11 protein-coding genes are annotated in these 14,008 nt (G+C 52.2%); 2 read left to right on the top strand and 9 right to left on the bottom strand.

Annotated features, from left to right (window positions below; genetic code table 11):
• From rsxG to metG, 6 genes are all read right to left on the bottom strand, one after another.
• A complete protein-coding gene (gene rsxG / locus ACGHZ6_RS18980; RefSeq protein WP_390619190.1) occupies positions 1–651 on the bottom strand; it encodes an electron transport complex subunit RsxG in 651 nt (216 codons plus the stop codon).
• A 32-nt stretch (positions 652–683) separates the two neighbouring features.
• Entirely contained in the window at positions 684–1,754 is a 1,071-nt protein-coding gene (gene rsxD / locus ACGHZ6_RS18975; protein WP_390615597.1) for an electron transport complex subunit RsxD, read from the bottom strand.
• Positions 1,755–1,963: 209 nt separating this feature from the next.
• A complete protein-coding gene (rsxC, locus tag ACGHZ6_RS18970; RefSeq protein WP_390615596.1) occupies positions 1,964–4,555 on the bottom strand; it encodes an electron transport complex subunit RsxC in 2,592 nt (863 codons plus the stop codon).
• Positions 4,552–5,181, bottom strand: a complete 630-nt coding sequence (gene rsxB, locus ACGHZ6_RS18965) for an electron transport complex subunit RsxB (RefSeq protein ID WP_390615595.1) — start codon at positions 5,179–5,181, stop codon at positions 4,552–4,554. Before rsxB ends, rsxC begins: the two co-directional genes overlap by 4 nt.
• A gap of 14 nt (positions 5,182–5,195) precedes the next feature.
• The gene (gene rsxA, locus ACGHZ6_RS18960; RefSeq protein WP_390615594.1) at positions 5,196–5,771 is read right to left on the bottom strand and encodes an electron transport complex subunit RsxA; all 576 of its coding nucleotides are present in this window, start codon (positions 5,769–5,771) and stop codon (positions 5,196–5,198) included.
• A gap of 231 nt (positions 5,772–6,002) precedes the next feature.
• The gene (gene metG / locus ACGHZ6_RS18955; protein ID WP_390619189.1) at positions 6,003–8,066 is read right to left on the bottom strand and encodes a methionine--tRNA ligase; all 2,064 of its coding nucleotides are present in this window, start codon (positions 8,064–8,066) and stop codon (positions 6,003–6,005) included.
• A 198-nt stretch (positions 8,067–8,264) separates the two neighbouring features.
• Between metG and apbC the strand changes: the two genes are divergently transcribed.
• Entirely contained in the window at positions 8,265–9,356 is a 1,092-nt protein-coding gene (apbC, locus tag ACGHZ6_RS18950) for an iron-sulfur cluster carrier protein ApbC (RefSeq protein ID WP_390615593.1), read from the top strand.
• Here the strand turns inward: apbC and ACGHZ6_RS18945 are convergent.
• Together ACGHZ6_RS18945 and ACGHZ6_RS18940 are read right to left on the bottom strand one after the other, a co-directional pair.
• On the bottom strand, positions 9,353–11,053 hold the full coding sequence (locus ACGHZ6_RS18945) for a methyl-accepting chemotaxis protein (protein WP_390615592.1): 1,701 nt from the start codon (positions 11,051–11,053) through the stop codon (positions 9,353–9,355). The two genes, apbC and ACGHZ6_RS18945, sit on opposite strands and share 4 nt — an antisense overlap.
• Positions 11,054–11,150: 97 nt before the next feature.
• Positions 11,151–11,624, bottom strand: a complete 474-nt coding sequence (locus ACGHZ6_RS18940) for a deoxycytidylate deaminase (RefSeq protein ID WP_390615591.1) — start codon at positions 11,622–11,624, stop codon at positions 11,151–11,153.
• 201 nt (positions 11,625–11,825) lie between these two features.
• On the opposite strand from ACGHZ6_RS18940, the gene ACGHZ6_RS18935 reads away from it, so the two are divergent.
• On the top strand, positions 11,826–13,019 hold the full coding sequence (locus ACGHZ6_RS18935) for an NAD(P)/FAD-dependent oxidoreductase (protein ID WP_390615590.1): 1,194 nt from the start codon (positions 11,826–11,828) through the stop codon (positions 13,017–13,019).
• Between the two features lie 62 nt (positions 13,020–13,081).
• Here the strand turns inward: ACGHZ6_RS18935 and yghU are convergent, their stop codons facing one another.
• Positions 13,082–13,924 carry a glutathione-dependent disulfide-bond oxidoreductase gene (gene yghU, locus ACGHZ6_RS18930; RefSeq protein WP_390615589.1) on the bottom strand — a complete coding sequence of 281 codons (843 nt, stop codon included), beginning with the start codon at positions 13,922–13,924 and terminating at the stop codon, positions 13,082–13,084.
• Positions 13,925–14,008 lie beyond the last annotated feature (84 nt).

Below are 14,008 nucleotides of genomic sequence, written 5' to 3'. Positions count from 1 at the left end.
TCAATGCTGTTCGTCTTGGGTTGCTAAGGGCTGTGCTTCGATGGCTAGAGGCTTAGCTTCAGCGAAATATTCCAGGGTTTTACGTACCTGACGCACAACCGCGCGTGGTGTAATGGTGGCACCGGTAAACTGGTCAAACTCGCCACCGTCTTTGTGTACTTCCCATTTGTCTGCGCTGGGGTTTTGCAGGGACTTGCCGTTAAAACTTAAAATCCAATTGCTTTTCTTTAAGTCTACCTTATCACCCAGGCCTGGGGTTTCGTTGTGTACCAGTACGCGAACACCGGCGACGCTGCCGTCAGCATTTACACCGACAATCATACGGATATCACCGCTGTAACCATCGGGGGCAACTGCGGGAATAATTGCGGCAACGGCTTGCGCATTATCGCGGGCGATATTAATTTCACCGCCGTCTTTCAGGCCCAGCAATTCCCAGTGCTCTTCGGCAATGGTGATGGTATCGACGAGCAAATCATTGTTGTGGCGTTCCAGCGGCACAATTTGCAGCAGAGCTTTTTGTGCGGCTTTGCGTTCTTCGGCGGCGATACGGTCTTTGGTGCCCATTTGCGTGCCGGCCAGTACAGCCGCAGTTACCAGAGCAAACAGGCCCAACAGCAAGCTGTTGGTGCTGATGGAGGTGCCGAGCAGTTTTTTGTTTGATTCAGATGTGTCGTCAGACATCAGTCTTTCTTCTCCGTAGCCTTGCGAACTTCTGTGTGACCATAGGTACGCGGCAAGGTGTAGTAATCAATAAACGGGGCGGCAAAGTTCATCAGCAGTACCGCAAAGGCAACCGCATCTGGGTAGTTGCCCCAGACGCGAATGACGTAAATTAAAATACCGATGGCTGCGCCATAAATCATACGGCCTTTATTGGATACCGCGGAGGTGACTGGGTCGGTGACAATAAAGAAGGCGCCCAGCATGGTAGCGCCAGACAGCAGGTGCAGCAGAGGTGAACCACCACTGGTAGAACTACCGCCGTCGTAAAACAGCGCAGACATTAATGCCAGGGTAAACAGCATGCTTACCGGTGCGTGCCAGGTAAATACGCGTTTGTATAGCAGGAAGCAGCCACCCAGTAGGAAACCGATATTGGCCCATTCCCAACCGGCGCCAGCCCAGCGGGCGGTGTTAAAGGTTGGCTCTGATGCGTAGAAGTGCTCAACCAGGAAGCCGGTATTTTGTTTAAATAAATCCAGTGGCGTGGCGCCGGTGTAACCATCCACAGTCTGGCCGAACCAGATTTGACCCAATGCAGAGATGGGGCCTACCAGTGCTTGGCCTTCGGCCAGTACGGTACGTGGAGCCGCCCATTGGGTCATTTCAATGGGGAAGGAAATCAGCAGAACGACATAACCCACCATGGCGGGGTTAAAAGGGTTGTAACCCATGCCGCCGTAGAGGTGTTTGGCCATGACAATCGCGGTGAAAACACCGATGGCGACAATCCACCAAGGGCAGTAGGGCGGCAGAGCCAGGCCCAATAGAACGCCGGTGACCAGGGCGCTGTAATCTTGCAGATAGAAAGCGATAGGACGATTACGCAGTTTTAAAACCAGTGCCTCAAAACCCATCGCCATGGTTGCGGCCATGACGACATTAATCAGTGTGCCGGGGCCAAAGAAATAACTCAGGGCGATTAAGCCTGGAATAGTCGCCAGGGCGACCAGGCGCATCACATCGCCGGTTTGGCTAATACCCGCAGCCTTGTTATGGGCGTGGGGGGATGTTTGTTTGATAAAGGCCATTGGGTAGTTTGGTCCTTGGGTAATCTCTATTTTGTTACCTTCCGCAGAAGGGTATCAAAGTACATTGCCATTCCCGCGTAGGCGGGAATCCAGTTTTGTGGCACTGAGTTGGACAACAAGTTTATCTCGTTAGTCTAGTTAAGTGCTGTCTTCGGTTAATGCACTTCGCACACTGGATTCCCGCTTTCGCGGGAATGGCGTGCTGATTTTTAGCTTAACGTTCTTAGTTTTTCTTTGGCTTCAGTCAGCTTTGTTTCCAATTTTTCTGCACCGGTGCGGAAGGCATCAACATTGTCGTCACCTTCGGCTTCCGCTTTAGTCAAACGATCCTGGGCTTTCTTCAGGCGCTTCTCCAAAGATTCAATCTGGTCGCGAAGTTTTTCTTCGTCGCTCATATTGGCTTGGGCAGCAGCTTTGGCCTTGGCTTTTTCAATCGCAGCGGTGGCGGCGTCCATTTCTGGTGCTGGTGCTGGTTCTGGTGTTGGCTCAGGTTCAGCAGGTGCTAGCTTTGCTAGCTCCGCTTTGCTGTTTTCCAGCTTGGCTTGCAGTTTGTCGAAACCGGTTTGCAGGGCATCAACGGTATCACTACCTTCAGCTTTGGCGGCATTAAGCTTTTCTTCCGCCTTGGCAACACGTTTTTCCAGCGAGGCAACCTGGTCACGCAGTTTTTCTTCCGGTGACATGCTGGCTTGCGCGGCAGCTTTGGCTTTAGCGCGCTCAATGGCGGCGCTCGCAGCATCCATCTCTTGTGGTGCAGGTTCGCTTGCTGGAGCAGGAGGTGTCGAAGGCGTAAGTTCGGCGAGTTCTTTTTCTGCATCGGCAATTTTGCCTTGCAGTTTATCCACACCGGCTTGCAGCGCATCTACTGTGTCGGCGCCTTCGGCTTTAGCGGCTTCGAGTTTTTCCTGTGCCTTGTCTAAACGTTTTTGCAGGGACTCAATGCTGGACTTTAATTTCTCGTCCGGCGCCATGCTCATTTTGGCTTGGGCGCGGGCAATGGCTGCCGCTACCGGGTCGTTAGGATCGACGGCTGCAGTGGTTTCGGCGCTACTACCTTTATCGAAATCGGCCAGCTTGGCTTCGGCATCTTTAACTTTCACTTCAGCCTGTTTAACACGGGCTTCCAGTTGGTCTTTGCGGTCGTCTTCGGCTTCTTCCCAGCGGGTTTTGGCTTTTTCCAAACGACTCTGGGCGCTTGCCAGGGCGCGTTCCAGTTTGGCTTTCTGCTCTTCTGGCGATACGTCTTTGTTCTGTACGCTGGCAACGGCTGCGGCAACTACATCGGATGCTCCAGGTGCGGCTGCGCCACTGGCTTTTTCTGCGTCGAGCTTTTTCTTGGCTTCTTCAGCCGCTTTCTTACGGGCCAAACGCTTGGCTTCTTTTTCGGCTTCGGCCTTGGCGATACGTTCCTGGCGGAATTCAAAACGTTGACGGGAACGATCAGATTTTTCTTTATCAATGGCCGCCTGACGAATCGCGCCTTTGGAGGCGCGGTAATACTGCACCAGCGGAATATTACTGGGGCACACAAACGAACAGGCACCACACTCGATGCAGTCCATAATATTGTGGGCTTCGAGGCGATCGAGATCCTGTGCCTGGGCGTACCAGTACATTTGCTGTGGCAGCAGGCTGGCTGGGCAGGCTTCGGCACACATGCCGCAGCGAATACAGGCCAGCGATGGCGGTGCATCGGGCATTTCATCGCGCGAAGGAGCCAGCACACAGTTGGTGGTTTTCACCACCGGAATGTCGTCGCCTTCCAGCGCAAAGCCCATCATGGGGCCACCCATAATCAGGCGAGCAACTTGTTGTTGATTAAAACCGTGCTCATTTAATACATGGCTAATCGGTGTGCCCAAACGTACGGTAACGTTGCGCTGGGTTTCCAGGGATTCACCCACAACAGTAGTAATACGTTCTACCAGAGGTTTACCGTCACGTACGGCTTCCAGAATGGCAACAGTTGAGCCGACGTTTTGCAGCACAATGCCAATGCTGGCAGGCAACTGACCGGAAGGGACTTCCTTGCCGGTTAAAATTTGAATCAATTGCTTCTCGCCACCGGAGGGGTATTTGGTGGGGAAGTGAGCAACCTGGACGGAGGTGCCCTGTGCAGCTTCATACACGGCGCGAATGGCATCGGGTTTGTTGTCCTCGATACCAATAATCACGTTCTCAGGATTGCCCAGCAGGTGTGCTAACAGTTTAGTGCCCGCCACAATATCTTCGGCGCGGGTTTGCATCAGCATATCGTCGGCGGTGATATAAGGCTCACACTCGGTGCCGTTGATAATCAGAGTATCAATGGTGTCGGTCGCACGGGGATTAAGTTTGATCGCCGCAGGGAAACCTGCACCACCCATACCGGCAATACCGGCGTTGCGGATTTTATCCAGCAGCTCGGTTTTTTCCTGTTGGGTGTAATCGTCGCACGGGGTGAACTCTATCCACTCATCCTTACCGTCCGGCTCCAGCACAATACAGGGGCCGCTCATGCCGGAAGGGTGTGGCAGGGTGCGTTCTTCAATCGCTTTAATCGTACCGGAGGTGGAGGCGTGAATGGCTGCACTGACTGGGCCCTTGGGGCTGGCAATCATTTCACCGGCCAGAACACGCTGGCCTACTTCTACACACACAACGGCCGGGGCACCAATATGCTGGTTAACCGGGAACACCATCTCGCTGGGCAGGGATACTTCGCCCAGTGGTAACTGCATGGACTGTTCTTTGTTTTCCGGCGGGTGAACGCCACCGGGCAGGTTCCAGACTTTAATTTGGTTTTGTGGCAACTGACTCACGCGGCCTCTCCTTGTGTTGCGGTTGAGGCGCGATCAGTCGCGATAATATCGATAGCCAACTCGTGGCTAGGGGTAGGCAGATTCCACTTCCAGTCACCCAGGGTGGTTTCTACCGGTACCATATCAATACAGTCTACCGGGCAGGGCTCAACACACAGGTCACAGCCGGTGCACTCATCCACAATCACGGTGTGCATTTGTTTGGCGGCACCCAGGATGGCGTCCATGGGGCAAGCCTGAATACACTTGGTGCAGCCAATACACTCGTCTTCGCGGATGTAGGCCACTTTGGCCACATCCGATTCTTCGCCGTGTTCTTCGTCCAGCTCTGGGGCTTCAACATCCAGCAGGTCGGCAATGGCGTTAATGGTGGTCTGGCCGCCAGGAGGGCACTTGTTGATGGCATCGCCATTGGCAATGGCTTCGGCGTAAGGGCGACAGCCTGGGTAGCTACACTGGCCACATTGGGTTTGTGGTAGCAGGGCATCAAGCTGGTCAACAATGGGGTCGCCGTCGACTTTAAACTGCACGGCGGCAAAGCCCAGGATGCCACCGAATATCAGTGCCAGCGCTACCAGTGCAACAACGGCACTGAGAAACGGGTTTTGAATCAGAAACTCAATCATCTTTATCGTCTGCCCTATACCAATCCAGCAAAGCCCATAAAGGCTAGAGACATCAAGCCAGCGGTGATCATGCCAATGGCAGCGCCTTTAAAGGGTACAGGTACATCGGCTATTGCCAGGCGCTCACGCATGGCTGAGAAGAGAACCAGTACCAGGGAGAAACCCAGTGCAGCACCAAAGCCGTAGAGGGTGGATTCAACAAAGGTGTGGGCCTTGGCGGTGTTTTGCAGGGCTACACCCAGCACGGCACAGTTGGTGGTAATCAGAGGCAGGAATACCCCCAATACGCGGTACAACAGCGGGCTGGTTTTTTCGATAAACATCTTGGCGAATTGCACCACCACAGCAATTACCAGAATAAAGGCGATGGTGCGCAGGTATTCAAGGCCCAGCGGCGCAAGGATATAGGTTTGTACCAGGTAACTGGCAATGGCGGCCAGGGTCAGTACAAAGGTGGTGGCACCGCCCATGCCGATAGCGGTTTCCAGCTTGTTGGATACGCCCATAAAGGGACACAAACCCAGGAACTGCACCAGGACAAAGTTATTGACCAGAATGGTGCTGAGCAGAATCACGGCAAAGTCAGTCATGGTTTTCTTTCTCTATAGGCTTAGCTCTAAGAGGTATAGAGCTATCCCATTTTTTAGGTATCAGGCTGGGTGTATTTTACCGGCGGATAGCCTTACAGGTTAAATGGTTAAAGTCGCAGTAGCTTAACGATTTTATCGATAAGGGCTGTTTACCGATAAAGGTTTTGATCTCAGAAGAGATTTTGCCGCTGAATGCTCGCTCTGCTTGTTTGAGCCTCAGCGGCAAGTGTCTTACATCACGCGCTGGCCAGGTTTGGCGCCTTCGTGTGGCTCCAGCAGGTAGATCTCTTTCTTACCGGGGCCTGCAGCCAGCACCATACCTTCGGACATGCCGAACTTCATCTTACGTGGTGCCAGGTTGGCAACCATTACGGTCAGCTTGCCCACCAAGTCTTCTGGCTTATAGGCACTCTTGATGCCGGAGAAGACGTTGCGGGTCTCGCCACCCAGATCCAGGGTCAGTTGCAGCAGTTTGTCGGCGCCTTCCACGTGTTGGGCGTCTTTAATCAGGGCGATACGCAAATCGACCTTGGCGAAGTCATCGAAGCTGATTTCATCGGCGATTGGGTCTTTTGCCAGCTCGCTGTCAGCGGTTTTTGCTTCTTCCTGCTGTCCTTGTTTTTGGGGTTGTGCAGCTGCCAGAGCCTGTTTATTGGCTTCTACCATGGCATCAACCTTGTCCTTCTCGATACGGGTCAGCAGTGGCTTGAATTTGTTGATTGCATCACCGGTGCGGAAGCTTGGTGCCTGCTCCCAGCTCAGGGTTTCGCCCAGGAAGGCTTCGGCCTTCTCGGTCAGCTCAGGCAGTACGGGCTTCAGGTAAGTCAGCAGGGCGCGGAACATATTGATACCCTGGGTACAGATATCCAGTACCTGTTGCTCGTTGCCTTCTTCTTTCGCCAGGCTCCATGGGGCCTTGGCGGCAATGTATTCGTTGGCAGCATCAGCCAGGGCCATGATTTCACGCATGGCTTTGCCGTATTCGCGGTTTTCGTAATAGTCGGCAATCACTGCAGAGCCGTCGACAAACTGCTGCCACAGGGCGTCGTCATCAATATTGGCAGACAGGTTGCCACCGGCTTTCTGAATAAACTTGGCGGTACGGCTGGCAATGTTAACTACTTTACCTACCAGATCGCTGTTTACGCGCTGAACAAAGTCTTCCAGGTTCAAATCCAGATCGTCCACGCTGCCACTCAGTTTGGCGGCAAAGTAGTAACGCAGGTATTCCGGGTTCAGGTGTTCCAGGTAGGTGCGGGCATTAATAAAGGTGCCGCGGGACTTGGACATCTTCTTGCCATCAACGGTCAGGAAGCCGTGTACACACACTTTGGTTGGCGTGCGGAACTGGGCAGAGCTGAGCATGGATGGCCAGAACAGGGCATGGAAGTTCACAATGTCCTTGCCGATAAAGTGGTACAGCTCAGCTGTGGAGTCCTTGCCCCAAAACTCATTAAAGACTGCATCCACATCTACGCCGCCTTTTTTAGACAGGTAGTTTTTAAAACTGGCCATATAGCCAATAGGAGCATCCAGCCATACATAGAAGTATTTACCGGGCTCACCGGGAATTTCAAAACCGAAGTAAGGCGCATCGCGGGAAATGTCCCACTCTTGCAGGCCAGTGTCTAACCACTCAGACAGCTTGTTAGCCACTTCCGGTTGCAGGGTGCCTGAACGGGTCCACTCTTTGAGGAAGGTTTCGAACTCGGGCAGCTTAAAGAAGAAGTGCTCGGACTCCTTCTCGATAGGTGTAGCACCGGAAATCATGGATTTCGGGTTAATCAGCTCGCTTGGGGAGTAGGTCGCGCCACAGGCTTCACAGTTATCGCCGTACTGGTCTTCGGCCTTACATTTAGGGCAGCTGCCTTTAATGTAGCGGTCTGCCAGGAACAGTTGTTTCTCCGGGTCGAAAGCCTGAGTGATGTTGCGGCTGGCAATATGACCGTTGTCGCGCAGACGGGTGTAGATCAGCTCAGACAGGACCTTGTTCTCGTCACTGTGGGTGGAGTGATAGTTATCCACACTGATCAGGAAGTCGCGGAAGTCGGCTTCGTGCAGCTCTTTCATCTCGGCGATGTGTTGCTCGGGCGAGATTCCACGCTCCTCGGCGCGCAGCATAATGGCGGTACCGTGAGCGTCATCGGCACTCATATAGTGACATTCGTGGCCGCGCAATCGTTGGAAACGCACAAAAATATCGGTTTGTGTGTATTCGAGGATGTGGCCCAGGTGCAAGGCTGCGTTAGCGTATGGCAGTGCATTGGTGACCAGAATTTTGCGGCGCTCAGTCATAGTATCCGTCATCTACTCTTAAAATTAGGGCGAGGCTAAAAAAAGCGGGGCACTATAGCATTTTTGTGGCCGCTTTTTTAGGGGATATACAGGGCTTTTGGCCCTTATCGGGCTGTAAAAACCCAGTACCGCACTTGGTTTTTCCAAATATGGCCTTATTATGACCGCCTGACACCGAGGTAATTATAGGAATACACCATGACCAGTCTGACCCAAGATGCCGTTAAACAAGCTTTAAGCTCGATCAAAGACCCGTATCTGGGGCAGGATCTGGTATCCCTGGGGGCCATTCAGGATATCCAGATTAACGGTGGCAAGGTGGAGTTGGCCGTGGTGCTGGGCTACCCGGCTGCAGGTATTCAGCAGCAACTGAGCGAGCAGGTGTGGAGTGCCGTGCGACAGCTGGAAGGTGTGGAAGAAGTGGCTGTGGATATTGGTTGGCTGATTGCTGCTAATCAACCTCAAAACAACACTTCTGCTGTACCCGGTGTGAAGAATATTATTGCTGTTGCCTCCGGAAAAGGTGGTGTGGGTAAATCCACCACCACGGTAAACCTGGCCTTGGCTCTGGCTGCAGAAGGCGCGGATGTGGGTGTACTGGATGCAGATATCTACGGCCCCAGTATTCCGCAAATGCTGGGTGTGGGTAACAAACGCCCGGAGATCCATGGCAACAAGGTCATGCTGCCGATTGAAGGTTACGGTGTGCAGTCCATCTCTATGGGTTATCTGGTAACCGAGCAAACCCCAATGATCTGGCGTGGCCCTATGGTGAGTGGTGCGCTGCAACAGATGCTGACCCAAACCCACTGGCAGGATCTGGATTACCTGTTAATCGATATGCCGCCGGGCACCGGTGATATTCAGTTAACCCTGGCTCAGAAGGTACCGGTTACCGGTTCTGTGATTGTCACTACCCCGCAAGACATTGCGCTGCTGGATGCCAAAAAAGGCGTGGAGATGTTCCGTAAAGTGAATATCCCGGTACTGGGGGTGGTGGAAAATATGGCCACCCATATTTGTACCAATTGCGGCCATGAGGAACATATATTTGGTGAAGGTGGCGGCAAACGTATTGCCGAGGATTACCAAACCGAACTGTTGGGCGCCTTGCCGCTGGATCTATCCATTCGTGAAAATGCCGATGCCGGTCGCCCGAGTGTAGTTGCCGAGCCCGACGGCCCAATCGCACAAACCTACCGCGACATTGCCCGCAAGTTTGCCGCACAGTTATGTGTGCAGGGTGCAGTGGATGCCCAGGGCCCCGCGATTGAGATCAGTGACGACTAGATCTTAAAGCGGCTCAAAATATTCGCGATTTTATCGCCACTATCCGCCAGCGTATTGGCCGCCCGTTCACTCTCGGCGGCATTTTGTGCGCAGCTTTGTGATATTTCCGATACCTGAGTGATATTGCGGTTTATCTCGTCGGTGGTGGAGCTCTGGCTGCTGGCGGCGTCGGAAATGCGGCTGTTCATCGTGTGAATTTCTTCCATGGCGGTGGCAATCGCTTCCATGGCTGCATGGGTTTCTGCCGATTGTTTGAGGCTGATTTCCAGCTGCTGCCCGCCTTGTTCCATAGCTTGCACGGCATTTTTTACCCCGCCTTGCAGCTTTTCAATCATCTGTTGAATTTCTTCCGTGGAGCTTTGCGTGCGGCTTGCCAGGGTGCGCACTTCATCGGCAACTACCGCAAAACCACGGCCCTGTTCACCGGCACGGGCGGCTTCAATGGCTGCGTTTAGCGCGAGTAAGTTGGTCTGTTCGGCAATGCCGCGAATCACATCCAGTACAGAACCAATATCAGCGCTATCGGCTTCCAGTGTACTGATCACCTCTGTGGTAACTTGAATATCCTTGGCTAGCTTATCGATGGAGCTGGCGGATTGTGTCACCACTTGTCGGCCTTGTTGAATAGTTTCTGCTGCCTGTTGGGCTTGCCCCGAAGTTTCTGTTGCCAAAGTGGCAACTTCTTCTGCAGCTCCTGACATCTGGTTAACGGCACTGGCAATTTGTTCGGTTTCGCTGTCTTGTCTTTCTGTTCCTTCTCGGGTTTCCTTGGCCGCCGTTCGCAGTACATTGGAAGCGTTAAACAGTTCCTGGGCCTGTTCGTTCAGGGAACCCACCATCATCTTCATACCATCAAGGAACTGGTTAAACGTGCGCGCAACATCAGAGATTTCATCGTTACGGCTGTCGTCCAGACGGTGACGTAAATCACCTTTACCACTTGCAATAGCCTGTAGGGCATCACGCATATGGTCCAGGCGCGAGCCAATCAAGGTGCGGAATATATACGTCAGTACGCCGAGAATGATCAGCAGCGATACAATCAGCAGACCGGAAATTTTCCAGCCCAGGGATTGGCTTAATGCCAACTGCTCACCAATAGGAATTTGAACTTCCAGTACACCCCGAACATCCCCAAGCTTCCAACCGGTTTTTGGGGTTTCCGGGTGAGAATTGTGGCAAGCGACGCAGGCTTCGGCCTGCATGGTATCGGCCATAGCAACACGGATAACGGGTTCATTGTTAACTATGCTGCGGCGGCTGAAGGCCTGCTTGGGGCTGTTGTTCAACGCTTCCCAGGCGGCATTTTGAAAATCATCCAGTTGACGACCCCGACGGTGGGGAAAGGGATAGGCGCTGTAGAGTTTTAACGAGGTGCCCTGCTGCTCAAAGCGTTCGCTAAGTTCATGAATCATCGTCGCTGGTAGCGGGATACGAGCAATGTCATTGGCATGATCGTAGTGAGGTGTCAAAGCCCCGCTGGCTTTAGCTTGTTTGATTACGTTGGCGGTGTAATAGCCGCGTACCTGTTTAAACTGAGTGACTGTGCGCTGAGCAGACTGAACAGCTTGGGTTTCAGCGGCCTGCTCCAGCTGACTGGGGATATAGACGCTTAGCCCGACAATAATCAGTAGAAAAATAGCACCAGTGATGGTGCCGGCTTTAAAGAGCAGGCTCTTATCTGCGAACGGATTCATGGCGATCTCCGAGCTCAACCTAATTATTAAGCTATAGCTCAGAGGGCCAGATCTGTCGAAATATGCGACTTAGATATAAAGGAGGGTGATAAGCCAGTTACTGGTTAGCGTAATTTTCTACAGAATCTTCCATCACCTTTAAGGTGATGCCAGCTGTGGCAAACATTTCACGGGTTTCCTGCGCAGCATGATAGCGGCTCTTTGCTACCACATGTTTGATGCCGCAGCTGATAATCAGCATGGCACATACGCGGCAGGGCTCCATGGTGCAGTACAGTGTGCTGCCTTCCAGGGGGATGCCATGGCGAGCGGCCTGGCAGATGGCATTTTGCTCTGCATGAATAGTGCGTACACAGTGCTGGCGGGTGGTGCCATCCTCGTCGATCACCTGTTTCATCAGGTGGCCTACCTCATCACAGTGGGGCAATCCGGAAGGGGAACCCACATAACCAGTGGATATAATGCGTCTATCCTTGACGATGATGCAGCCAGAGCGGCCACGATCACAGGTAGCGCGGCTGGCCACGGTATCCATCATATCGATAAAGTATTCGTCCCAATCTGGTCTCATGGTGGTTTCTGCCTATAGTTAGCCTTCCGTCGTTGCTTGGCTTAGCGGCTGCGGTTTGGCTCGAGGGGTGATTAAATGCAATTGGTTGCGGATTATACCAGTAACTGTCAATTATTGAGCCCCCAGGATTTCTAAGCACTCCAGGGTGACTTCTTGTAAACTAGCGCTTTTTCCGCCTTGCCTGCCCCTTTGGAGTCCCTTGTGTCGCAGTTACCCACCCATTCAGACGTGATTATTATTGGCGCCGGTGCTGCAGGCTTGATGTGCGCCATTACTGCTGGGCGACGGGGCCGTAAGGTACTGGTGCTGGACCACGCCAATAAGGTGGGCAAAAAAATCCTCATGTCCGGTGGCGGGCGCTGCAACTTTACCAATATGTATGCCGAGCCTGGCAACTATTTATCGGCCAACCCGCACTTCTGCAAGTCGGCGCTATCGCGTTATACCCAATGGGATTTTATCGGTATGGTCGCTGAGCACGGTGTGCCTTACCATGAAAAAACGTTGGGACAACTGTTCTGTGATAACAAGTCGCAGGATATTCTCGATATGTTGTTACGAGAGTGTGACAAGAGCGAAGCGGATATTCGAACCCACTGTGAAATCCTTGCCATTAAAACCAAAGAGGACGGTGGTTTTACCGTTAGCTCTAATCAGGGCGAAGTCGCTTGCAATTCTTTGGTTATTGCTACCGGCGGTTTATCGATTCCCACCATGGGCGCTACGGGTTTTGGCTATCAGGTGGCAACCCAATTTGGTTTGAGCTTAAAACCCCGCACGCCGGGTTTGGTGCCGTTTACTTTAGGGCAAAGCCACCTTGATAAATTCGCACCCTTGGTAGGCAGTGCTGTGGATATCAATGTTGAATGTAATAACCAAAGCTTTCGCGAAGCGTTATTATTTACTCACCGTGGTATCAGTGGTCCAGCGATTTTACAAATTTCTTCCTACTGGCAACCCGGCGATACTATCACCATTAATTGGCTACCGAATCTTCAGTTAAACGATTTTCTGGAGCAGATGAAACGCGAGCGACCGAAAACAGAATTACGTACCATCCTGGGTGAGTTACTAACAAAAAAATGGGCGCAGGTTTTCTGTGAGCACTGGATCGAGTCAAAACCCCTTAATCAATTAAGTGGTCAGGAATTACAAAAGATTGCTGACCGTTTACATGCTTGGCAAATCACACCCGCCGCTACTGAAGGTTATCGTACTGCTGAAGTGACCCTTGGGGGTGTTGATGTCAATGAGCTGTCTTCCAAAACCATGGAAGCGAAAAAGCAAATGGGTTTGTATTTTATTGGTGAGGTGGTGGATGTTACCGGCTGGCTGGGAGGCTTTAATTTTCAGTGGGCCTGGGCATCAGGGTATGCGGCTGGTGAAGTCGTGTAAGATTTTGCTGGTAACCTGGTTTGAGTGATAAGGTTTCAAACCAGGTGCCCTGCAAAAATTTTCTAGTCTAAATCGCTTGCATCGTGACGTTCAGCCAATTGCTGGCTTTCATCGCCCCACACGCGATTCACACGGCGACCTCGTTTTACCGCAGGACGATCATTAATCTCTTTAGTCCAGCGACGAACATTTTTATATGACTCTACATCCAGAAATTCACCGGCCTCATAAAGTACGCCCATAGCCAGTGCGCCGTACCAGGCATAGTTAGCCATATCGGCAATGGTATATTCATCACCACACAAGAATCGACGATCAGCTAGGTTTCTGTCTAATACATCCAGCTGACGTTTTACTTCCATGGCGTAACGGTTAATCGGGTATTCCAGCTTTTCCGGCGCATAAGCATAGAAATGACCGAAGCCACCACCCAGGAAAGGGGCGCTGCCCATATTCCAGAACAACCAGGATAGGCATTCAGCTTTGGCGGCAGGGTCTTTGGGCAGGAAGGCATTATTTTTTTCAGCCAGGTAAACAAGAATAGCGCCGGATTCAAATACACGGGTTGGCGGGTTGGTACTGTTATCCAATAGAGCCGGGATTTTAGAGTTAGGATTAATATCCACAAAACCACTGCCAAATTGCTCACCTTCACCAATGTTAATAATCCAGGCATCGTACTCGGCTTCAGCTTTACCCAGCGCTAAAAGCTCTTCCAGCATAACGGTAACTTTAACACCGTTAGGGGTAGCAAGAGAGTAGAGCTGCAGTGGGTGCTTGCCTACAGGTAGTTCCTTATCGTGCGTTGGGCCTGCTATAGGACGATTGATATTGGCAAACTTGCCACCGCTTTCGTTGTCCCAGGTCCAGACTTTGGGTGGGATATATTCTTTGGTTTCACTCATTGTTATTTCTCTCCGTTCTTATGTCCTGCTAGTGTGGCGATAGTTTAGGAGGGCGTTAACCCGCTTTTAATGCATTGGATACAC

Source organism: Maricurvus nonylphenolicus, assembly GCF_042854845.1.
In the GTDB taxonomy this organism is placed as follows: Bacteria; Pseudomonadota; Gammaproteobacteria; order Pseudomonadales; family Cellvibrionaceae; genus Maricurvus; species Maricurvus nonylphenolicus.
The sequence above is the reverse complement of the archived record's forward strand: the minus strand, read 5'-3'. Positions and strand labels throughout refer to the sequence as shown.